At 64.4% G+C, this 20,841-nt stretch carries 13 protein-coding genes; 5 read left to right on the top strand and 8 right to left on the bottom strand.

Annotation, left to right across the window (positions count from 1 at the left end; all coding sequences use genetic code 11):
* Positions 1 to 86 precede the first annotated feature (86 nt).
* The 3 genes from GCM43_RS04265 to GCM43_RS04255 all read left to right on the top strand — a co-directional run bounded on the left by GCM43_RS04265 (position 87) and on the right by GCM43_RS04255 (position 2,427).
* On the top strand, positions 87 to 305 hold the full coding sequence (locus tag GCM43_RS04265) for a TOBE domain-containing protein (RefSeq protein WP_065306463.1): 219 nt from the start codon (positions 87 to 89) through the stop codon (positions 303 to 305).
* 164 nt (positions 306 to 469) lie between these two features.
* The gene (locus GCM43_RS04260) at positions 470 to 1,690 is read left to right on the top strand and encodes an AAA family ATPase (protein WP_152242271.1); all 1,221 of its coding nucleotides are present in this window, start codon (positions 470 to 472) and stop codon (positions 1,688 to 1,690) included.
* Positions 1,687 to 2,427: a hypothetical protein gene (locus tag GCM43_RS04255; protein WP_152242270.1), complete on the top strand. Its 741-nt coding sequence runs from the start codon at positions 1,687 to 1,689 to the stop codon at positions 2,425 to 2,427. The genes GCM43_RS04260 and GCM43_RS04255 overlap by 4 nt, the downstream gene beginning before the upstream one ends.
* Here the strand turns inward: GCM43_RS04255 and GCM43_RS04250 are convergent.
* Together GCM43_RS04250 and GCM43_RS04245 are read right to left on the bottom strand one after the other, a co-directional pair.
* Positions 2,424 to 3,173 carry a LytR/AlgR family response regulator transcription factor gene (locus tag GCM43_RS04250; protein WP_152242269.1) on the bottom strand — a complete coding sequence of 250 codons (750 nt, stop codon included), beginning with the start codon at positions 3,171 to 3,173 and terminating at the stop codon, positions 2,424 to 2,426. The genes GCM43_RS04255 and GCM43_RS04250 overlap by 4 nt on opposite strands.
* On the bottom strand, positions 3,170 to 4,414 hold the full coding sequence (locus GCM43_RS04245) for a sensor histidine kinase (protein ID WP_152242268.1): 1,245 nt from the start codon (positions 4,412 to 4,414) through the stop codon (positions 3,170 to 3,172). Before GCM43_RS04245 ends, GCM43_RS04250 begins: the two co-directional genes overlap by 4 nt.
* 420 nt (positions 4,415 to 4,834) lie before the next feature.
* Between GCM43_RS04245 and GCM43_RS04240 the strand changes: the two genes are divergently transcribed.
* Entirely contained in the window at positions 4,835 to 5,737 is a 903-nt protein-coding gene (locus tag GCM43_RS04240) for a serine hydrolase (RefSeq protein WP_152242267.1), read from the top strand.
* Here GCM43_RS04240 and GCM43_RS04235 read toward each other — a convergent pair whose 3' ends face one another.
* On the bottom strand, positions 5,738 to 6,676 hold the full coding sequence (locus tag GCM43_RS04235; protein ID WP_152242266.1) for a DMT family transporter: 939 nt from the start codon (positions 6,674 to 6,676) through the stop codon (positions 5,738 to 5,740). It abuts the gene before it with no gap.
* A 116-nt stretch (positions 6,677 to 6,792) separates the two neighbouring features.
* On the opposite strand from GCM43_RS04235, the gene GCM43_RS04230 reads away from it, so the two are divergent.
* Positions 6,793 to 7,695 carry a LysR family transcriptional regulator gene (locus GCM43_RS04230; protein ID WP_152242265.1) on the top strand — a complete coding sequence of 301 codons (903 nt, stop codon included), beginning with the start codon at positions 6,793 to 6,795 and terminating at the stop codon, positions 7,693 to 7,695.
* A gap of 7 nt (positions 7,696 to 7,702) precedes the next feature.
* Here GCM43_RS04230 and recD read toward each other — a convergent pair whose 3' ends face one another.
* The 5 genes from recD to cobA form a co-directional block, all read right to left on the bottom strand.
* Positions 7,703 to 9,682, bottom strand: a complete 1,980-nt coding sequence (gene recD / locus GCM43_RS04225; protein ID WP_152242264.1) for an exodeoxyribonuclease V subunit alpha — start codon at positions 9,680 to 9,682, stop codon at positions 7,703 to 7,705.
* Positions 9,675 to 13,379, bottom strand: a complete 3,705-nt coding sequence (gene recB / locus GCM43_RS04220) for an exodeoxyribonuclease V subunit beta (protein ID WP_152242263.1) — start codon at positions 13,377 to 13,379, stop codon at positions 9,675 to 9,677. The genes recD and recB overlap by 8 nt, the downstream gene beginning before the upstream one ends.
* Positions 13,376 to 16,804, bottom strand: a complete 3,429-nt coding sequence (gene recC / locus GCM43_RS04215) for an exodeoxyribonuclease V subunit gamma (protein ID WP_152242262.1) — start codon at positions 16,802 to 16,804, stop codon at positions 13,376 to 13,378. Before recC ends, recB begins: the two co-directional genes overlap by 4 nt.
* A gap of 76 nt (positions 16,805 to 16,880) precedes the next feature.
* Positions 16,881 to 19,889, bottom strand: a complete 3,009-nt coding sequence (locus GCM43_RS04210; protein WP_152242261.1) for a CHASE domain-containing protein — start codon at positions 19,887 to 19,889, stop codon at positions 16,881 to 16,883.
* Positions 19,890 to 20,034: 145 nt separating this feature from the next.
* On the bottom strand, positions 20,035 to 20,832 hold the full coding sequence (gene cobA / locus GCM43_RS04205) for a uroporphyrinogen-III C-methyltransferase (RefSeq protein ID WP_152242260.1): 798 nt from the start codon (positions 20,830 to 20,832) through the stop codon (positions 20,035 to 20,037).
* Positions 20,833 to 20,841 lie beyond the last annotated feature (9 nt).

Below are 20,841 nucleotides of genomic sequence, written 5' to 3'. Positions count from 1 at the left end.
AGATCGATTCGTTTGCAAATGCCGCCTCAGGCCTTAATCTGTCCCTGTCGCGCCTGTCGGCGCATCTCCCAGCAAAAGGACGGACCATGGCTATCACCGAAATCAATGTACGCAACCAGTTTCGTGGCAAGATCAAGGAAATCATCGAAGGCTCGGTGGTCTCCGAAGTCGACGTGGAAACCCCGCACGGCATCGTCACCTCCGTCATCACCACGCGCTCGATCAAGGACCTGGACCTGAAAGTGGGCAGCGAAGTGATCGCGCTGGTCAAGTCGACGGAAGTGTCGATTGCCAAGATTCAGTAAGTTCCCCTCCCCGCACGGCCCTTTCCGAGGGCCGGCTACGCCACCCTGTGACCTCAATTATCTTGCCGTGCCTGCTACCCGTATCGATAGCGATGTGGGATGATGGCAATAGCTGAAATTCATCACCGTATGGATTTTTCGAACTATTAAATAGGCAATAAAAAATGATCAAATACCTAGGAGTATCTAATTTTAAATCATTAGTGGAATTTAAAATCCATCTCCCAAAGTTCACGGTCTTAATCGGATTGAACGGCGCGGGAAAAACCACTATTCTTCAAGCTTTTGATTTTGCCTCACAGTTAATGAGCGGAAAAATTGACGAATGGCTAATATCAAGAAACTGGGACAAAGCAGATATAGCATCGAAATTAGTCTCCTCAAGCAATATTTCTTTTACTAGCGCAATTCAACTTGAAAATAGAAAAGAAATCGTTGTTTGGTCAAGCTCATTAAATCGAAAAGAGCTTTCTTGCTTAACAGAGATCGCATCATTACTTGAAGATATAAAAGATGGAGAAGCCGAGGAAATCTTCCTGCTAAAAGACAGGCAATATCGGATGAAAAATGAAGATCCGATACCTGTTGTATTTAATTATCAAGGCTCTCTCTTATCTCAGCTACGAGATACAGAGCTGGGACTTGAATTAAAGAGCCTGCGCGACATGCTCCGCAATATTCGCTCACTAGAATTGCTATCTCCTCATCTGATGCGTCAGCGTACACGCGACAACGCTGAAAGCATTGGCATCGGTGGCGAAAAGCTGTCCGCTTATCTTCATTCAATCAAAGGAGGCGACAAACAGCATTTACTGGAATTGCTGCGCAATTTTTATCCATATGTGAGTGATTTCAAATCTTCACCAACTAAGGGTGGCTGGAAACGTCTATCTATTATTGAAAATTTTGACAGCAAACAAGTGGAGACCGAGGTACGTCATATTAATGACGGCTTGCTGCGTGTGCTCGCGATGCTGGCACAAACCATCGGCGAAGATGCAATGTTGCTGTTCGATGAAGTGGAAAACGGCGTAAATCCAGAAATAGTTGAAAAGCTGGTAGATTTGCTAGTTAATGCAAAACAGCAGATTCTTGTAACGACACATAACCCCATGATTCTGAATTATCTTGCTGACGACGTAGCGCGCAAGGCCGTACAGTTTGTCTACAAGACGCCTGAAGGCTACACGCGTGTACGGCCTTTTTTCTCGTTGCCTGGAATTGGCGAAAAACTCGAACTAATGGGGCCGGGTGAAGCATTCGTCGATACCAATCTGGTGGCACTGACAGCTGTGTGTGTTGAACTCGACAAGCAAGACAAAGCAAACAATGAGGTCGGAGAGAAGTCCAAAAAAATTCCTACGTCGAAGAGAGCTGCCGCATGATACTGATCTTGAGCGGCGAGGGGCCCAGCGATCTCGGCTGCTGCACCAATGCACAGGGGCATTGCAGTGGCGACGATTTTCAGCCGGGGCCGCTCGCAGTATTACTGGATCAGCTGATCACCCCTGCGCTCGGTTATGCACTATCCGATCACGCCGACGGAATCCAATTTATCAGTAAGGCTCGCCTTATTGACTTGGCTACCGAGCGCAAGAAAGACCGGCGCAGCATGATTTTGCCGGGCAAGAAGCATGATATGGAGACAGGCTACTTCCATGCAAATGCCTTGATACTGGGACATGCGAGCCTAGCGATAGAGAAAGACTCAGGCGACAAGGCGCTGACGGTATTGTTTCGCGACCACGACAAAATGCGTGCTGACTCGTCGGCGCTATGGGGCCAAAAATGGAAATCCATGCTCGACGGTTTTCACCGCGCCCAGTTCCCCCGTGGCGTGCCGATACTGCCCAATCCCAAATCGGAAGCCTGGCTGCTGTGTGCGGCAAAGAAACCCGCGTTCCAGCATTGCGTAAAGTGTGAAGAGGTGCCTGGCAACGATGATGCGCCAAACTCAGCCAAGGCACAGCTGGCACGTGCGCTCGGTGGCGAGAAAAGCGCGCCTGAACTGGCCGAGTGGATGCGTGGCGTAGACTTTAATGCAGCCGCAGCTTCAGACATGCCCAGCTTTGCCGCCTTCCATCATCGTTTGCAACAGGTGCTGGGCGAACTGCTGCATTAATCCCGGAACAAATGCGTAAAAGTGCGGCTGACCGGCAACTTCTCCGCGCAGCCACGCACCAGCACCTGCATGCGCTCGGCGTCGATGCGTTCGGCCGCTTCGATGGCTTTCACGTTGACCATGGTGCCGCGATGGATTTGCCAGAATTGCTGTGGATCGAGGCCGCCCAGCAGGTCCTTGAGCGGGGTGCGCACCAGCGCTTCGAAGCCGGCCAGCACCACGCGCGTGTATTTGGTGTCGGCCTGGAAAAACAGCACATCGTCGATATCGATCAGGCGGATCTGTTTGCCGACGCTGGCCTTGATCCATTTCATTTTTTCGCGCGGCGCCGCTGGCAAGGCGGCGCGCAGCGACTGCAGCAGATCGGCCATGTCGGCCGGCTGCGCGCCGAGCTTGTCGCGCAGCCGGCCGACGGCGCGCTCCATGCGTTCGGCCTGCACCGGTTTGAGCAGGTAGTCGACCGCCCCGGCATCGAACGCGTCGACCGCATACTGGTCGTACGCGGTAACAAACACGATATGGGCACGCTTGCCGATGCGCTCAGCCACTTCCAGGCCCGACAGGCCGGGCATGCGGATATCGAGAAACACCGCCTGCGGCTCATGCTCAAGAAAGCCGTCCCAGGCGTCGTTGCCGTTTTCGGCCACCAGCACCACCTGCGCTTCGGGCCAGTGCGCGGCCAGCAGCGACAACAAACGCTCGCGCATCAGCGGTTCATCTTCGGCAATCAACACGGTCGGGGTCATGTGGCACTCTTTTCTGAAGTTATCGGGGATGGTGCGGGCAGGACGATATCGGCAATCACGCCGCCCTCCTCGCTTTCGCCGTCGCGCAGCAGCAGGCTGCCGCTGCCGGCAAGCTGCAGGCGGCGGCGTACATTGTCCAGCCCGAGCCCGCCGCCGGTGCTCGCCTGCCCGGGCGCAGCCAGGCCGACACCGGTGTCCAATACGCGCAAGCGCAGCTGTGCATCGACCACGCTGGCCGATACGCATACCTCACCGCCACGCAGCGACGGCTCGATACCGTGCTTGATGGCGTTTTCGGCCAGCGTCAGCAGGATCATGCTTGGCACCATCACCTGCGACAACTCCGGCGGCAATTCTATGCGGTAGCGCAGGCGGCTGCCCATGCGCGCCTGCATCACGCGCAGATAAGCGCCGACCATTTCGAATTCGCTGCCCAGCGCCACCTGTTCGCTGCGCATCTCGGCCAGGCTGGCGCGCAGAAAGGCGATCAGATCGGCCGTCAGCGCTGCCGCCTTTGGCGCGCCCTGCTCGGCCAGCTGCTGCACCGCGCCCAGCGTATTGAACAGGAAATGCGGCTCGATCTGGGCGCGCAGCAGGCGCAGCTGCGACTCGCTCAATTCACGCGCCAGGCGCTCGCGCTCGGCTTCCTGCTGCAGCCTTTGCAGCAAGGCTTCATGCTGGCGGTTGCGCCAGAAAGCCACGATGCCGACGGGCAGCATGTAAAACAGGCCGGCCACCAGCAAGGCAATGCCGCCGATACGCGCCATGCGTTCGATCGACAGCTGGCCGCCGTTAAAAAATGAGGCCAGCAATATCCCGGTCAGCGCACCCACGCAGCAAGGCAGCAAGATCAAGGCTGCAGTCCTGAACTTGTTAAGTACCAGTTTGCGATAGTTGAACCAGACGCCGACAACACCCCAAGCCAGGCCGAAGCCAGCACAATTGCTGAGCATCAAGGCTGAAAACCAGCTGAATTTGGTGGGCAGCATCAGGTGCACCAGCACACCGATCACACTGAACACCAGCAGCATTTTCAAGGCCGCCATATACAGGCGCTTGCCGGTGTAGCGAACCGAAAAATCATGCAGCTGCTCGCGCTCGATCGGCGTCAGCCTGGCCAGTCGCCGGGCAATGTGCCGGCGCACCCGCCCCTTCACGTGTTCTGCCTGCTCCGGCTGCACCAGCACCAGCAACTGCTCGGCTTCGAGCCCGTCATACCATGCTTTAAATCGTTTCCACATGCTGCGTTCTCCTTGTGCTTGAAGTATGCAGGCAGTCTACGGCGAGGCTCGCGCGCCGCCCATGGCCAGGCGACAAAGCACGAGATGGCAGGCACCAGTGACGAAGCAGCAGCATCAGTTCGATCAATATTGCGGAAATCATACGAAGTTTCCGTATCGAAATCAATCACTTGCAGCCGACGGCTCAACAATTTTCAGTCAGGCAATAATTCAGGCCGCGCAGTGCTTATTTTTCAGCGATGAGGCCGAAATGGGGTGACTGCAGCCCGTGCAGCATAGACATGCGCGTCTTGTTGATGGTATCGTCTATGCTTGGCATATTGCCTTGGAGACACATGTCGCATCTGTCGACATCTTCCGTGTTCTCGCGCGCTGCGTGCCCTGTTGACGCCCCAAAACTGCTTTTCCACATACTGTCCCATGCTCAAAAAAATGTTCGCCGCGGTACTGATGACGCTGTCCACAGCCGCCATCGCCGTGCCGTTCGGCTCCCAGTCCATCCTGGTAGTCGAAGACGGCACGGGCAAAGTCCTGCTTGAAAAAAACGCCAACGTGGTGGTGCCGATCGCCTCGCTGACCAAACTGATGACCGCCATGGTGGTGCTCGACTCGAAAGCCAACATGAAGGAGGAGATCAGCATCGACCAGGACGATGTCGACACCCTCAAGCACAGCGCCTCGCGCGTGCCGGTGGGCGCCACCCTGTCGCGCCACGATGTGCTGCAGCTGGCGCTGATGTCGTCCGATAACCGCGCCGCCGCTTCGCTGGCGCGCACCTATCCGGGCGGCCCGACCGCCTTTGCGGTGGCCGTCAACGCCAAGATCAAGGCGCTGGGCATGCACCAGACGGTGATCGAGGAGCCGACCGGCCTGTCGCCGAACAACCAGTCGACCGCCGCCGACCTGGTCAAGATGGCCGTTGCCGCTTCGCGCTATCCGGAAATCAGCCGCATCACCACCGACTCGAAAGACGTGATCCAGATCAAGGGCCGCGATGTGGAATACCACAACACCAACCGCCTGGTCGGCGCCAAGGGCTGGGATATCGGCCTGTCGAAAACCGGCTTTACCAACGAAGCGGGCCGCTGCCTGATCATGCGCATCAAGTCGGCCGGCAAGTTCGCCACCATGATTCTGCTCAACGCGCGCGCCAACTCGGTGCGCGCCATGGATGCGGTCAATATCCGCCGCCTGCTGGCAGCCGAAAACGGCATCGAGGAACCACGGGTGGCGCGCACTGCAGCGACCGTCAAGGCCACCGCCAAGGCCAAGCGCCACAAGAAGGCGCCGGTCAAGGCGTCCAAGCGCCGCCGCGCAAACTAATCACTTTGATTGCCGGTTGGTCATCACCACGCCGGCAATCGTCACTGCCCCACCGACCAGCATCGACGCCAGCACCGGTTCGCCCAGCAGCGCTGCCGCCAGTGCAATACCAAATACCGGCACCAGGTTGTTGAACACCGACGTGCGCGACGGCCCCAGTGCTTTCACCCCTTCGTAGTACCAGACAAAGCCGATCACGGTGCCAAACACGCCCAGGTAGCCGATGGCCGCCCACACCTGCCAGCCATAACTGCGCCACGGCACGCTGGAAAACTCGAACGCGGCGCCCACCAGCAGAAAGCCCAGGCCCCACATGGCGGCATAGGTGGTGGCGGCAATCGGCGACAGGCCACGCAGCGCCATGCGGCCGATCAGCGTGTAGGCGGCCCAGCTGGAAATGCCGCAAAACATGAACAGTTCGCCCGCACCGACGCCGCCGCCATGGAGCAGGCCGGCCAGGTCGCCATGCGTAATGACGATGGCCGTGCCGCAGAACGCCAGCATGATGCCCAGCCACTTGAACCAGCCCAGGCGCTCGCGAAACAGCAGCGCCGAGGCCAGCGCCGTGACGATCGGGTTGAGCGCCACGAACAGCGCGGTGCGCCCGGCCGGCATGCGCGACAGCGCTGCAAGAAAGCACAGGTTGTACAAAAAGATGCCGGTCAACCCCAGCGCGGCAGTGGTGCCAAGCTGGCGGCGCGACAGGCGCGGCAGGCCGCCTTCAAACTTCCAGGCCAGCAGTACCAGCAGCACCACTGCCACGGCGAAGCGTCCGCTGGCGGCCGTCATCGGCGGCATCTGCTGGGCCAGCACGCGACCGGCAATAAAGGTGCCGCCCCAGAACAGGGCCACGAACAGCAGTTTGATATAGACCAGCGGAACCGGCGGGACCGAAGTGTCGGAGACGGTGGCGGGAGGAACAACAGTCGATGAGCGCATAGGAAGTATGGGTAAGCCATCCGGTCAAAGCCGCTTGCGCGGCGGGAGGTAAGCTTATATATTAATACTAATAGCAACTCATGAAATAATGAGCATTTACTCATACAGGCTCCGCCATGACTTTTACCCAACTGGAAATCTTTACGCTGGTGGCCGAGCTGCGCGGCTTTTCCGCTGCCGCCACCCGGCTCGGCATCAGCCAGTCGGCCGTCTCGCATGCGCTCAAGGCGCTGGAAAAGGAGATGGGGGTGGACCTGATCGTGCGCCACCAGGCCTCGGCCGACCTGACCGAAGTGGGCCGGCAATTGCTGCTGCGCGCACGCGAAATCCTCGGCCTGTCCGAAGCGATGCGCCAGGAAGCGGCCGATGTGCTGGGCCAGCGCCAGGGCACGCTGCGCATCGGCTCGTTTGGCGCCACCTCGTCCCTGAATCTGCTGCCGGTCATTACCGCGCAGTTCACCCGCCGCTATCCGGGCATCGAACTGCGCATCGACGAAGGTGCCGATCATGAAGTGCTGCAGTGGCTGCGCGAGCGGCGCGTCGATGTGGGATTCCTGGTGCTGCCCGACGAGCGCTTCGATACGGTGCCGCTGGTGGAAGACCAGATGATGGCGCTGCTGCCGCGCAGCCATGCGCTGGCCGGCCAGGCAGCCGTCACGCTGGCGCAGCTGTGCATGGACCCGTTCATCATGTCCGAGGCCGGCTGCGCCCACCTGATCGAGCCGCTGTTTGCCAATGCCCGCCTGACGCCGCATGTGCCCTACCATATCAGCCAGATGATCACCATCTTCGATATGGTCAGCCGCGGCACGGGCGTATCGATCGTGGCGCAGATGGCGCTGCCGCAGCGCCTGGCCGACCAGTACCCGCAACTGGTGGCGCTACCGCTGGATCCGCCCGTCAGCCGCAAGGTCGGCCTGGCGGTGCGCGACCGGCGCCAGAATACGCCGGCCACCAACGCCTTTATCGCACTGGCGCGCGAATTGGCACCCGCATTGGCGCCCGCTCTGGCACCTTGAGCACCGCTCAGGAACCAATCAGCGCGCGCAGGCCGCTGGCGCGCTGGGTGCGGCGCAAGATGGCGTCGGACAGCACCGCCTGGGTCGGCGAGACCAGCGTAAAGAAGTCGCGCGCGCGTGTGATGCCGGTGTAGACCAGTTCGCGCGCCAGCATGGCGCCGCCCTCCTGCGGCAGCACCAGCACCGTATGGCGAAATTCGGACCCCTGCGACTTGTGCACCGTCATGGCAAACGCCGTTTCCACATGGCGCAGGCGCGTGGCCAGCACGCTGCGCACGCTGTCGCCTTCCATGAAGTACACGCGCAGGGAACCGGCGCGGGCCGGGTCGCGCAAGGTCAGGCCGATATCGCCATTGAACACGCCGGTGCCATAGTCGTTACGCGTGACCATCACCGGGCGCCCGACATACCATTCGCTGCGCCGTATCAGCCGCTCTTTTTCCAGCAGCAGCTCGATGGCAGTATTGAGGCCCGCCACGCCCCACTCGCCTTCGCGCACCGCGCACAGGATGCGAAACGCCTCGAAGCGCTGCAGCACGGCGCGCACCCAATCGTCATGCGCCGCCTCGCCCGGCCCGGCTTGCACCAGTTCCAGGTAGGGACGATAGCCGCCCGGCGCCTGCTCGCGCCCGTGCAGCGCCAGGCCCAGCACGTCCTGCTGCCGCGCCGGCACCAGCCAGGCCACCTTGCCGCCGCTGTCGCCTTGCAGGCACTGCTGCGCCGCGCGCGGCATGCCGGCATTGACGGCGTGCGCCAGCTCGCCGATCGGGCCGCTGAAGCGGTGGCTGTGGCGCAGCATCACCGTCTGCTGCGCCAGCGCGCCGGCGCGGCCGGCAAACGCCGCATCGATTGCCACACCGCTGGCAGCTTCTGCGTAGGCGATGGTAGCGGGCGTGTAGCCGCCGGTCTGCGCATCGTGGCACAGGTCGCCCAGCACCGCGCCCGCCTCCACCGACGCCAGCTGGTCCTTGTCGCCCAACAGGATCAGCATCGCCGTGGGCGGCAAGGCGGCCAGCACCGAGGCCATCATTTCCAGATGCACCATCGAGGCCTCGTCGACGATCAGCACGTCGACCTCGATCAGATTGCCGGCATGGTGCTGGAACGCGCGCGTATCGGGGCGCGCGCCGAGCAGGCTGTGGAGCGTGCGCGCCGGCCCCATGGCGGCGGCCAGCGCAGCGACCGGCAGCGTCTGGCCCGCCTGCGCCACCTTGCCGGCCAGGCGTTCGAGCGCCTGGCGGATCGATTGGGTCAGGCGCGCCGCCGCCTTGCCGGTCGGCGCGGCCAGCGCGATACGCAGCTGTTCGGGCTGTTCGCTCATGGCAAACAGCAGCGTCAGCAAGCTGGCCACGGTGTAGGTCTTGCCGGTGCCGGGGCCGCCCGTAATGATGCTGACCTTGCCGCGCAGCGCTATGGCGCAGGCGACCTTCTGCCAGTCGGTGCCGCCATCTGGTGCCGGCTGGTCGAACAGGATATCGAGCCACTGCCGCGCCTTTTGCAGCGGCGGTGCGCCAAGCGCACCGGCGCGTTCGCCGATCTGCCGACCCACCAGCGTTTCATCACGCCAGTAGCGACGCAGATACAGCCGCTCGCCATCGAGCACCAGCGGCTCATTTGCATCTTCGCCGCTGCGGCCGTACACCTGCTGCGCGCGCGCCAGCAGTACATGCCAGCTGTCCAGGTCTGGCGGCAGCGGGCCGGCGTGGGCCAGCACCCCGTGCCACAATTCTTCGGGCCAGCCCAGCAGTTGCGAAGGCGCATCGGCCAGTTCGGACAACAGCAGGCAGCTGTGGCCGCGCCCTTCCAGTTCCGACAGCGCCATGCTGGCCACGCCCAGCGCGCAGACATCGGCGGCATTGGCTGTGTTGGCGACAGGCGCCAGCGTGGCGACAAAGCGCGCAAACGCCGCCGACAGCCGGCGCAAATGGCCGGCCGACGCCAGGCTGTCAAAATGGTCGAACAGCATCTCGGGGACGGCGTCAGGCATCGTGTGGTTCCGTTTGTTCCAGCAATTGATCAAGGCCGTCGAGCAGCGCCAGTTGCGGCGCCAGCCAGTAGCAGCCGTGCGTATCGGGGTTGGCAATACCGCGCAGGAACAGGAACACCGCCCCGCCCAGGTGCTGCTGCGGATCGTAGGCCGCGCCCAGACGGCTGCGCAGCAGCCGGTGCAGCGCCAGCATGTAAATGGCGCCCTGCACGTCGTAGCGGTGCTGCGCCATGCCGGCAGCCAGCGCCGGCGTGGCGTAGGCGTCGTCGTCCGGTCCCAGCAGATTGGACTTGTAGTCGAGCACCCAGTAGCGGCCGTCGCGCTCGATCACCAGGTCGGCGTAGCCTTTCAACATGCCATGGAGCTGGCGACGCGGCAGCGCCGGGCGTGGTGCGCCATCGAGCAGCAGCTGCGTGCACAGCGCGTCGAGCGCGGTGCTGTCGAGGTGCTCGCTGGGGAACCAGAACTCCATTTCAGGCAGCATCTCGTCCAGTTCCGACAGCGACGCCTGCAGGTGCGGCAGCGGCGTTTGCGCAACCGTCCGCAGCCAGGTAATGGCCTCGGACTGCCAGTTGCCCCAGCCGGCGCGCTCGCAGCGGCGCGCCAGGTCGGCCTCGAACTGCGCCTGGTCGACGCGCGCAAAACCTTCGCGCCCCATCCATTCGAGCTGCTCGTGCAGGAAGTTACCGGGCAACGAGCCGCGTGGAAAGCGGTGCCATGGCTGGCCGGCATCGGGCTGCAGCGGGCGCGCAACGCTGGCTGCAGCCGGTGCGCCGGCGTCGTCTTCGAGCAGCGTTTCTTCCAGCGGGCGCTGTGGCACATGCGCCGGCGCCTGGCCCAGCTGGCGCGTCAGCGAGGTAAAGCTGCCCACCGTCCAGTCGCGCTCGAAGCGGCCGGCAAAGCGCGGCGCTTCGCGCAGGCCGGCTCGCTGTTCGTGCCGGCGCAGCAGCGTGGGCGCGCCCGGCTGTGCCAGTTCGGTCACCACCATGGCGTTGCAACCCTGGCCCACCTCCAGCCAGCGCTGCTGCAATTGTTCGGACGGCAGCGGCTCGCCGCCGGTCAGCAGATAGCCGAGCGCCGATTCATGCAGCGTGTTGCCGCCGCCCTTGCTACTCTTGGCACCGGGCAGCGCCGCCACGCCCAGCCACAGGAAATGGCGCGCGCGCGTCAGCGCCACATACAACAGGCGCAGGTCTTCCTCGATCCGTGCCTGCTCGAGCGCAGCCATCGCTTCCTGCGACAGCGCCAGGTCGAGCCTGCGCTCGCCGTCGGCGTCGACATATTCGGCAAAGCTGCGATTGCGCTTGTCGGCCTTGCGCGCCGTCACCGCAAACGGCAGATACACCAGCGGGTATTCGAGCCCCTTGGACTTGTGCACGGTAATGACTTTGACCAGCTCGGCGTCGCTTTCCAGGCGCAGCACGCGCTCGTCTCCGCTCTCGCCGTCGCCGGCGATCTGTTCGGCCAGCCAGCGTATCAGCGCCTGTTCGCCATCGAGCTGGCGGCTGGCCGACTGCAGCAGTTCGGCCAGATGCAGCAAATTGGTCAGGCGCCGCTCGCCACCGCTCTGCGCCAGCAGCATCGACGGCAGCTGCAGCTCGTGGATAAAGCGGCGCAGCATGGCCAGCACGCCCTGGCGCTGCCACACCAGATGCAGCGCTTTCAACTGCTCGACGCGGCGCTCCCATTCCAGTTCGTCCTGCGACAGCCGTGCCAGCTCGGCGAGCGGCATGGCGATGGTGGCGGTGGCAAAGGCCGCGCGCGCCAGTGCGCCGTCGAGCGGATTGGCCAGCGCCGCCAGCCAGCGCAGCACGTCGGCCGCTTCTTCGCTGTCGATCACCGAATCCTTGTCCGACAAATACACGCTGGCCACGCGCCGGCGCGCCAGCGCGCGCCGCACGGCGGCCGCCTCCTTGCGATCGCGCACCAGCACGGCGATATCGGCCGGCTGCAGCCGCGTGTACCCATCGGGGCCGTCGAAGCCTGCCTGTGGATCGGCCAGCATGGCCACGATATGCTCGGCGCAGTGCTGCGCAAAATAATCGCGGTAGGCGTCGCTTTTGAGCGCCGGGTCGCTGGCGCAGGCCGCCAGCAGGGCCGGCATCGGCGCGCCGCCGGCCACCAGCTGCTCGCGGCGACCTTGCGCGGCAACGGCCTCGAACGGCAGCGGATTGTCGCCATTGCGACGAAAGCGGAAAGCGCCCAGCGGCACTTGCTCGCGCTCGCCGTGCAGGAACAATCGGTTGACTGCGTCCACCAGCGCCGCGCTGGAACGGAAGTTCGTACCCAGCTGGTAGTGGCGGCCGGCCGTGGCGCGCCGCGCATCGAGATAGCTGCGGATGTCGGCGCCGCGAAAGCCGTAGATCGACTGCTTCGGGTCGCCGATCAGAAACAGGCCCAGGCGCGCATCGTTGTCTTCGATGCGGTACAGCGCATCGAAGATGCGGTACTGGCCCGGCGCCGTATCCTGGAATTCATCGACCATCGCCAGCGGATACTGGCTGATAATGCGCTGGCGCAGCGCGGCGCCATTCTCGCCGTCGAGCGCCTCGCGCAGGCGCGCCAGCAGGTCGGCAAAGCCGAACTGGCGCGCCTGGCGCTTGAGCTGGTCCATGCGGCGCGCAATCGAGGCGGCCGCATGCAGGCGCAGGTTGTGTTCGAGCGGCGTGATGGCCGCCAGCGCCTGGCCCAGCGCTTCGGTCTGATTGAAGCAGTCCGGCACCTGGGCGCTGAAGTTCTTGGCAAACGCGTCTTCGATGCCGTGCGGGGTCAATCGCGTCCAAGCCGTTGCAGTCATCGAGGGCGACAACATATCCGGGTCCTGCGCCCAGGCGCGCAGGCCGTCGAGCCATTTGCCGACATTGTCCGGCTTCATCTTGACGCCATTAAAGCACTTGGCGTTCAATTCGCGCTGGCCGTTAATCCAAGACGCCATCTGGCCCACCCGCTCGACCCAGCCCGCCTTGAGCGCGGCCAGCTGCGTGCGCAATGCCTGCTGCCGGCCTTCGATCAGCTCGCGCAGCGGCGCGTGGCTGGCCAGGGCGTCCACTGCCGGCTGGCGCGCCAGTTCGCGCACCTCTTTTTTCAGCGCCTGCACATCACCCCAGCAGGCCAGCAGCGCCTGCAAGGGCTGCTCGGGCAGCGGATAGACCTGCTGGCGCCAGTAGTCGTGCGCGGCGTCCTCGAACAGCGCCTGTTCGTCGCTGACCAGTTCTTCGTCAAACAGGCTGCCGCTGTCGAACGCATGCTCGCGCAGCATGCGCTGGCACCAGGCGTCGATGGTAAAGATCGCCGCTTCGTCCATGGTCTCGGCGGCCAGCATCAGACGATAGGCGGCTTTCTGGCGTTCGCTGTCGTCCGGATAGGAGGCCAGCAAGGCGTCCAGGTAAGCGTCGGGCTTGCCGGGATCGGCCTGGCCGCGGAAATAGGCGGCCGCTTCGATCAGGCGTTCGCGCACCCGGTTCGACAGTTCGCGCGTGGCGGCGCGGGTAAAGGTCATCACCAGGATATCGGCCGGCAGCAGCGGACGTGCAAAACGCGTGCCGTCCTGGCCTTCATCGGCAGGCTCGCCGTGGCCCAGCACCAGGCGCACGTACAGCGCGGCGATGGTCCAGGTCTTGCCGGTGCCGGCCGAAGCCTCGATCAGGCGCGAGCCGTGCAGCGGGAATGTCAGGGGGTTGAGCAGATGGCTGTTCATGCGGTTTCTCCGGCATCGTCAAGGGTGCCGATCGGGTCCAAAGTAATCTGCTCGCGCAGCCAGGTGGCCAGCGGCCCGTAGAGCTCGCGCGTGCAGTCCTGCCATGCTTCGTCGGCGGCCAGCAGCGCAAACTCGGGCCACAGGCGCGCCAGGCACAGCTCTTCGGCGCATTCGCCAGCGCGGTTGTAGTCGCCGTCGTAGACAGCGCGCGGATCGCCGTCGGCAAGCAGCGCCAGGCCGGTCTTGCAGGCGGTGGGCAGCGGATGGTTCATGCCCTCGCGCCACAGCGCCAGCAAGGTGGCCAGCGCGTCATTGGCCGCCTGCTGCTCGAGCGGCGCCATGCACACGATGGCGTCGCGCGCCACCAGGTAGCCGGTAACGGGAAAGCCGATCGCGGCGGCGGCCAGCTGGCGCAGCCACATCAGCATCAGCTTGTCGCCACGCGCCTGGCCCTGTGCATCGAGCACTTTCGATGAGATCTGCATCAGCCACGCCGTTTCCTGGCCGTTGCTGCACAATTTGTCGAGCCAGTCTTCGATGCGCACCTCGCCAAAGGCCAGCTTGATGGCGCGCTTGTCGGCCGGTTGCCCATAAAACGCGCGCAGCGACAGCCAGGCGCTGCGCACCGGCGCCAGCGATTCGACCAGCTGCGCCTGCACCTGTTCGCCGATCAGGCCGATCGGCAGCACGCCTTCGCGCGCCAGCCGCGCAGCGCGCTGCGCCAGGCTGGTGCGCACCTGGTCAAGTTCCTCGAGCGCGCCGCCGTCGTCGAGCATGGTGTCTTCCAGCAGATAGCGTTCGAGCGCATTCAAGCCAAACGGCTCCTCGTCGTCGCCGAGCAGGGTGGCGTCGGCAAACTGCACGCTCAGGCGCTGGCGGAAAAAGTAGCGCACCGGCTGGCGCAGGAAGCTGGCCAGCTCACTCAGTTTCAGGCGCCGGTCGGGGTCGAGCTCATACGCTTCGAGCGCCGGCAGCGGCGTGCCCTGATTCTGCGCATCGCTGTCGGCATGCGCCACGCGCCATTCGCCGGCGTAGGTCAGCAAGCCGCCGTCTTCGAAATAGCGGCGGCTGAATGGCTGCAGCGCGTGTTCGGTAGTCAGGCTGGACAGATGCCGGTCGAGCGACCAGCCGGCCGCCAGATAGTCGCGCAACTGCGCCACCAGCACCGACGGCGGCTGCTCGGCGTTGTCGCGCACATTGCGGCCGACCCAGCTGACATAAAGCTTGTCGCGCGCGGCCAGCAGCGCTTCAAGCATCAGGTAACGGTCATCATCGCGGCGCGAGCGGTCGCCGGGGCGCGCCATGCCCGGCAGCGCCAGCAGGTCGAAGTCGGCGCGTGCGGCGCGGCGCGGAAAGTCGCCATCGTTCATGCCCAGCAGGCACACCACGCGAAACGGCACGGCGCGCATCGGCATCAGGGTGCAAAAAGTCACGCCGCCGGACACGAACTGGTGGTTCAGGGTCGGCTCGTCAAGTGCACCCAGCCAGGCCACGCGCAGCACATCAAGCGGCACGGCCTCGACAAAGCCGGCATGCTCGCACGTTTCCAGCCAGCCCTGCAAAGCGTCTTCCAGCTGCGCCAGCGTCAGGCGGTCGCCCTCGTCGCCGGCGTCGAAAAACGCCGCCAGCAGCGCGCGCGCCTGCACACCCCACTCCTCGGGCGTACGCGACTGGGCCAGCAGCGCGCGCCAGTGCAGCAGCGCTTCGACCAGCTGCGCCAGCGACCCGGCCAGCGCGGCGTCCAGCCCCCCCACTTCGGCGTACGGCTCGATGCCGTTGAAGCTGGCGTCGCTGCCGCTGGCGTAGCCGAGCAGCATGCGCCGCACGCCGAAGATCCACGCATTCTGTTCGCCGGCCGCACCGAGACCGAGACCGCTGCGGTGCTGCTGGTCCAGCCCCCAGCGCACGCCGGCGCCCTCGATCCAGGCGCCCAGCGTGGCCAGGTCGTCGCTGTGCAGGCCGAAGCGCGCCGCCAGCGCCGGCACGTCGAGCAGGTCGCGCACTTCGCTCTGGCGGCAGCGCTGCTGCGGCAGCTGCAGCAGCCACTCGAGCGCGACGAGCAGCGGATTGACGCTGCGGTCCTTGACGTCGCCGATCTCGAATGGAATATAGCGCGCATCGCGCGGCTGGTGCTGGCCGAACACGGCATGGATGGCGGCCGTAAAGGTGTCGATATCGGGCACCATCACCACCACATCGCGCGGACGCAGGCCGCTGCGTACACTGTCAGCAAACAGCGCCAGCAACTGGTCATGCAGCACTTCGACTTCGCGCTGCACACTGTGCGCCACATGGAACTCGATCGAGCGATCCAGCGCATCGGGCGCAATCTTGGCATGCTCGGCCAGTGGACGCAGTTCGCGGATCGCCACCTGCACCTGCTGCAGCAAGGTCACGCCCTCTTCGTCGCCAAACAGGTCGAGGCGCAGGCTGTCGTCGCGCCCTTCGGCGGCCGCATGCTCGTCGAATTCATCGAGCATGCGGATAAAGTCGCGCCCCTGCCGGCCCCAGCCGGCCAGCAGCGGATGGCTGTGCGCATGCAGTTCTTCGAGCGGCACTTGCGCCAGGTCCTGGCCGTCGCGCAGCTGCTGGCGTTTGTTGACCGCGCGCAGCAGGTCGCGCCCTTCGATAATGTCGCCCCAGTAGTACTGGCACGGATTCGGCACGGCCAGCACCACCTGCGTGTGGCGCGCAAGCGCAGCGAGCGCCTGCAAGGTCTGGTACGGCAGGGCCGAAACGCCGAACAGCACCACGCGCCGCGCCAGCCTGGCCGCTGGCGCCTCGCCGGCAGCAATCGCCGCCAGGAAGGCGTCGTGGATATCGGCGCGGCCAGTATCGCGCTCATGTTCTGGCACATCGTCCACCACCGCGCGCCACAGTGCGCCCTGCCAGCGCTGTTCCTCGGGCAGGGGCAGCGTCTCGCTGCGCGCCGTGCGCAGCTGATCGCGCCCGGCGCGCCAGTCGGCCAGCCAGTCGGCGCGATAGACCTGATACTGGTCGAACAGGTCGGCCAGGCGTTCGGCCAGCTGCAGCCGGCGCTCCGGGTCGCCATCGGCCAGGAAATAGCGCAGCGGCGCAAACACCTCCTGGTTCAGCAAGGAGGGCAGCAAACGCATCAGGCGCCAGGTCAGCGGCCCCTTGTCGAACGGCGACACGCGCGGCACGCTGGCCGCGCCCAGCATCGCGCGGTAGCTCTGCCACAGTTGGCGCGCCGGCAGCGCGATGCGGGTAGCGGCGCACACTTTCATTTCTTCAGCCAGGGCGATTTTCAGCCACTCGGCCACGCCGTTGGACTGCACCAGGAAGATATCGGTTTCCAGCGGCGACAGCGGATGATTGCGCAGCCACTGGAATACGGCGGCGCGCAGGTGCTCGAGCTGGTTGCCGTGCAGGATGATAAGGCCGGGCGTAATGGTCGATTGCATGCGGTTCCGATCGGTTGCCGCGCCACCGGCCGGCAAGGCCGGCAGCGCAAAACCGTATTATCGCCGCAGCTGGGCGTCAAGGTGTGTCGCTGACGGCAAAATCGAGCGAAATTTGCTCGGCTACCTGCGCCAGCGCCGGGCCTGCCGCCGAGACCAGCGCGCGCGCCTTAATCAGGTCGCCATCGCGGCGCAAGCCTTCGATGGCCGTGCACAGCGCGGCAAAGGCGTTGGCGCCCACCGCCAACGCCGACGATTTGCTGCGGTGGCCAAGATCGGCCAGGCGCCCCAGGTCTTCCAGCGCCAGCGCCTGCTCCATTTCGGCCAGGCCGGCGCGGGCGGTATCGAGGAACAGCTGCGCATACTTGCGCATCTTGAGCGGATCGTTGCTGAAGGTGGTGGCCAGCGACTGCAGGTCGAGCACCGCCATATTGCGCCCGGCGCCGCCCGGCACGGCGCCAGTTGCCGGCGCCGCAGCCTGGCTCTGCCCCGCCAGCCCGCGCAGGCGGAACCATTTGGCCAGCAGGTGCATCAGCAGATTGGGCGCGATCGGCTTGGTGACGAATTCGTCCATGCCCGCCGCCAGACAGCGTGCGCGGTCTTCGCTGCCGGCGTTGGCCGTCATGGCGATCACCAGAAGGCCCGCCAGGGCCGGATCGGCGCGGATGCGGCGGGTCGCCTCGAAGCCGTCCATTTCCGGCATCTGCACGTCCATCAGCACGCAGTCGTAGCGGTGCTGGCGCACCAGTTCGAGTGCCTCGTGGCCGTTGCCGGCCACGTGCACCACCGCACCGGCGTCTTCGAGCAATTCGCAGCCGACCTGCTGGCTGAACAGATTGTCTTCCACCAGCAGGATCTTCGCGCCGCGTATCGCTTCAATCATCTGCGGCGCCTCGCCGCTGCTGTCCTGCGGTGCGCCCAGGTAAGGCTGCAGCCGGGCGGTAAACCAGAAGGTGCTGCCCAGTCCCGGCTGGCTTTCCACGCCCACCGTGCCTTGCATCAGTTCGGCCAGTTGCTTGCTGATCACCAGCCCCAGGCCGGTGCCGCCATATTTTCGCGTGGTCGACGGATCGGCCTGGTGGAAAGAGCGGAACAGCTGCGCCACTTCCTGTGGACTCATGCCGATGCCGCGGTCCTGCACCTCGAAGCGCAAGGTGGCCCGGGCCTCGCGCGCGTCGACCTGGCGCACCCGCACGAAGATGCTGTCGTGCTCGGAAAACTTGATGGCGTTGCTGGTCAGGTTGAGCAATATCTGCTCGAGACGCAGCGGGTCGCCGCACCAGCGCTGCGCCATGCCGGGCGCGATGTCGAACTGCAGCGTGAGGCCGCGCGCCGCAGCGGCCTCGCCCAGCTGGCTCGATACATTGGCCAGCAGGGTATCGAGCCGGAAGTCGCGCACTTCGAGCTCCAGCTTGCCGGCTTCGATCTTGGAAAAATCGAGGATATGGTTGATCAGACCGAGCAGATGCTGGCCCGAATGATAGATTTTTTGCAGATAGTCGCGCTGGCGCGCATCGGCCACCGACTTGAGCGCCAGGTGCGCCATGCCGATAATGCTGTTCATCGGCGTGCGGATTTCATGGCTCATGTTCGACAGGAAGTCGCTCTTGGCGCGGTTGGCGGCGTCGGCCTGCTCTTTCAGACGATGCAGTTCGCTGACATCGGTGGACAAGCCGATCATGCCGGTGACCGGGCCAGGCAGGCCCAGCGGCACCTTGACGCTCCACAGGTGGTGCACGCGCCCGTCGGCATCGACATGGCGCTCCTCGCCCACGTATTTGGTGCCGTCTTCATACACCCGCTGTTCGATCCCATCGATGACAGCCGCCGAACTGGCAGACATCAACTCGCTGGCGTGCTTGCCGACAATCTGGCTGGCCGGTTGCTCAAGGATGCGCAGCACGCTCGCGTTGACATACACGAAGCGCCGGTCAGCATCTTTCATGTAGACATACGCGTCAACGCTATCGAGCACGGTATCGAGCAGCGCGCGCTGCACGATGGCGTTGCGGCGCGAACGGTACAGCGTCAGCAGATACCCATAAGCGAGCAGCGTGCCAAACACCCCCACCGCCAGCGCCAGGCCGGGCAGAAAACGGTCAAAAGGGCTGTACAACTCGCTCTTGGCAACGCGGAAATGCGCCTTCCAGATGCTGCCGTGATAGTCGATCGGCAGCACCTGGTCAAAATAGCGGCTGTCGCTACCGGGCAAGGGTGGGCCTGACTTCGACTCGGCGCCATCGCTGAACAGCAGCCAGTCGCCCGCTTGTATGCTCAGCGCGTTGCCGGTATCGGCTGGCGTCGCAGCGCCATACAGGGTCAGGTGTACCGGCTCAAGTGCACTGCCTTCCAGCGCGCTGCGCACCAGTCGCGCCACGCCAAAACCGATGCCGACCGAGCCGATATAGGCGGCGCGGCGCTGCGCCACGGTATCGCGCGGCATGCCGTTGCGGTACACGGGCAGGCGCATGCCCAGCGCCAGGAACTGCGGCGGCCCCTTGATCATGATGGGTTTGCCCGAAGCGCTGATCTGGCCGCTGTCGCGCGCCTGCGCCAGCGCCTCGGCCACCGCCTCGGTGGCGCCGATATCGACGCCATGGCGCTCGGCCATCAGCGTATCGGGCTCCAGGTAGTCGAGCACCGTGTATTGGCTGCGCTCACCCTTGGGACGAATGGTGAAGTCGGGATAGCCGCCCGGATGCAAACTATCGTCGCCGCGCACGCCTGCGATGTAAGCCTCGCGCCCGGCGGCGCTCACATGCACGGCGTAGTTCATCGATTCGATGGCGGGAAACTGGCGCGCAGTATCGAGGCCGCCGACATAGTCGTGAAACTGCTTGCGCGTGAGCCCGTTGCTGCTGCGAAACAGCGCTTCGAGGCCGCGCAGCAGGTCGGAATAGCTTTTCACGCGCGCCACCAGCGACTGCTGCGCACCGTAGGTCAGGTTTTCAAAGCGCTGGCGCGCATCGTCGTCGATGGTGCGCAAGGCGCCCACATACAGACTGGCGCCTATGATCATCGCCAGCAGCAGGCCGCCGGCCCATAGCCGAAAATTCGATGCCGTCCAGCGCGTGCTCAGCGTATGCATACTCGATCGCTTCCAAACCGGGTCTGTAAAAACGGGCCGCTGCCCGCCTGACAACAGAATACTATCAAAGCCCGGTTACCAAGCACACCCGATGCGAAAAAAGCCACACTGCTGCCGGACACGTTACCCGGCGGCGCCTGTATCTCTACCCGCCAGCCTGCTCCAGCAGCGCCGGCGCTGCCTCGCTGTCCTGTCCTGCCGACCAGGCATCGGCGCAGCGCACCACCTCGCCGACCACGATAATGCTGGGACTGGCCAGGCCGCTGGCAGCAAGCGCCGCCGGCAATTCCTGCAGCGTGGTCAGCAACTGGCGCTGCGCGGCGCGGCTGGCCGACTGCACCACCGCCACCGGCGTGTGCGGCGCCATGCCGCCAGCCAGCAGCCCCGCCTGGATTGACGCTACCCTCGCCACGCCCATATAGATGACCAGTGTCAGCCGGCTTTGCGCCAGCGCGGCCCAGTTCGGCTCGGACGCCGCGTCCTTGCCATGGCCGGTGACAAACACGGCGCCCTGGCTCCAGTGACGGTGCGTGAGCGGCACGCCGATGGCCGTGGGCGCCGCCAGGCCGCTGCTAATGCCGGGAATCACCTCGACTTCTATGCCATGGCTGCGCAGCATGGCGCGCTCCTCGCCGCCGCGCCCGAACAGATACGGGTCTCCCCCTTTCAGGCGCACCACCTGCTTGCCGGCCTGCGCTTCGGCCAGCATCAGGCGCTCGATAAAGGCCTGCGGGGTTGAGGCACAGCCGCCGCGCTTGCCCACCTCGATCACGCGCACATCCGGCGCCGCATGCACCAACACCTCGGGATTGACCAGGTCGTCGATCAGCAGCACATCGGCCGCGGCTATCGCCTTGACGGCCTTGAGCGTCAGCAGTTCCGGGTCGCCGGGGCCGGCGCCGACCAGCGTAACGCAGCCGGCATGCAGACATTGTTGGTTCATGGGTGCTCC

The sequence above is a fragment of the Janthinobacterium aquaticum genome (assembly GCF_009208565.1).
Lineage (GTDB): Bacteria > Pseudomonadota > Gammaproteobacteria > Burkholderiales > Burkholderiaceae_D > Janthinobacterium.
The sequence above is the reverse complement of the archived record's forward strand: the minus strand, read 5'-3'. Positions and strand labels throughout refer to the sequence as shown.

What these genes read in the sequence shown, in the direction of transcription:
- recC (WP_152242262.1), bottom strand. Translation starts at nt 16,804, where the DNA reads ATGCAATCGACCATTACGCCCGGCCTTATCATCCTGCACGGCAACCAG.
- GCM43_RS04230 (WP_152242265.1), top strand. Translation starts at nt 6,793, where the DNA reads ATGACTTTTACCCAACTGGAAATCTTTACGCTGGTGGCCGAGCTGCGC.
- GCM43_RS04245 (WP_152242268.1), bottom strand. Translation starts at nt 4,414, where the DNA reads ATGTGGAAACGATTTAAAGCATGGTATGACGGGCTCGAAGCCGAGCAG.
- GCM43_RS04235 (WP_152242266.1), bottom strand. Translation starts at nt 6,676, where the DNA reads ATGCGCTCATCGACTGTTGTTCCTCCCGCCACCGTCTCCGACACTTCG.
- GCM43_RS04240 (WP_152242267.1), top strand. Translation starts at nt 4,835, where the DNA reads ATGCTCAAAAAAATGTTCGCCGCGGTACTGATGACGCTGTCCACAGCC.
- GCM43_RS04210 (WP_152242261.1), bottom strand. Translation starts at nt 19,889, where the DNA reads ATGCATACGCTGAGCACGCGCTGGACGGCATCGAATTTTCGGCTATGG.
- GCM43_RS04255 (WP_152242270.1), top strand. Translation starts at nt 1,687, where the DNA reads ATGATACTGATCTTGAGCGGCGAGGGGCCCAGCGATCTCGGCTGCTGC.
- GCM43_RS04260 (WP_152242271.1), top strand. Translation starts at nt 470, where the DNA reads ATGATCAAATACCTAGGAGTATCTAATTTTAAATCATTAGTGGAATTT.
- recB (WP_152242263.1), bottom strand. Translation starts at nt 13,379, where the DNA reads ATGAACAGCCATCTGCTCAACCCCCTGACATTCCCGCTGCACGGCTCG.
- cobA (WP_152242260.1), bottom strand. Translation starts at nt 20,832, where the DNA reads ATGAACCAACAATGTCTGCATGCCGGCTGCGTTACGCTGGTCGGCGCC.
- GCM43_RS04265 (WP_065306463.1), top strand. Translation starts at nt 87, where the DNA reads ATGGCTATCACCGAAATCAATGTACGCAACCAGTTTCGTGGCAAGATC.
- recD (WP_152242264.1), bottom strand. Translation starts at nt 9,682, where the DNA reads ATGCCTGACGCCGTCCCCGAGATGCTGTTCGACCATTTTGACAGCCTG.
- GCM43_RS04250 (WP_152242269.1), bottom strand. Translation starts at nt 3,173, where the DNA reads ATGACCCCGACCGTGTTGATTGCCGAAGATGAACCGCTGATGCGCGAG.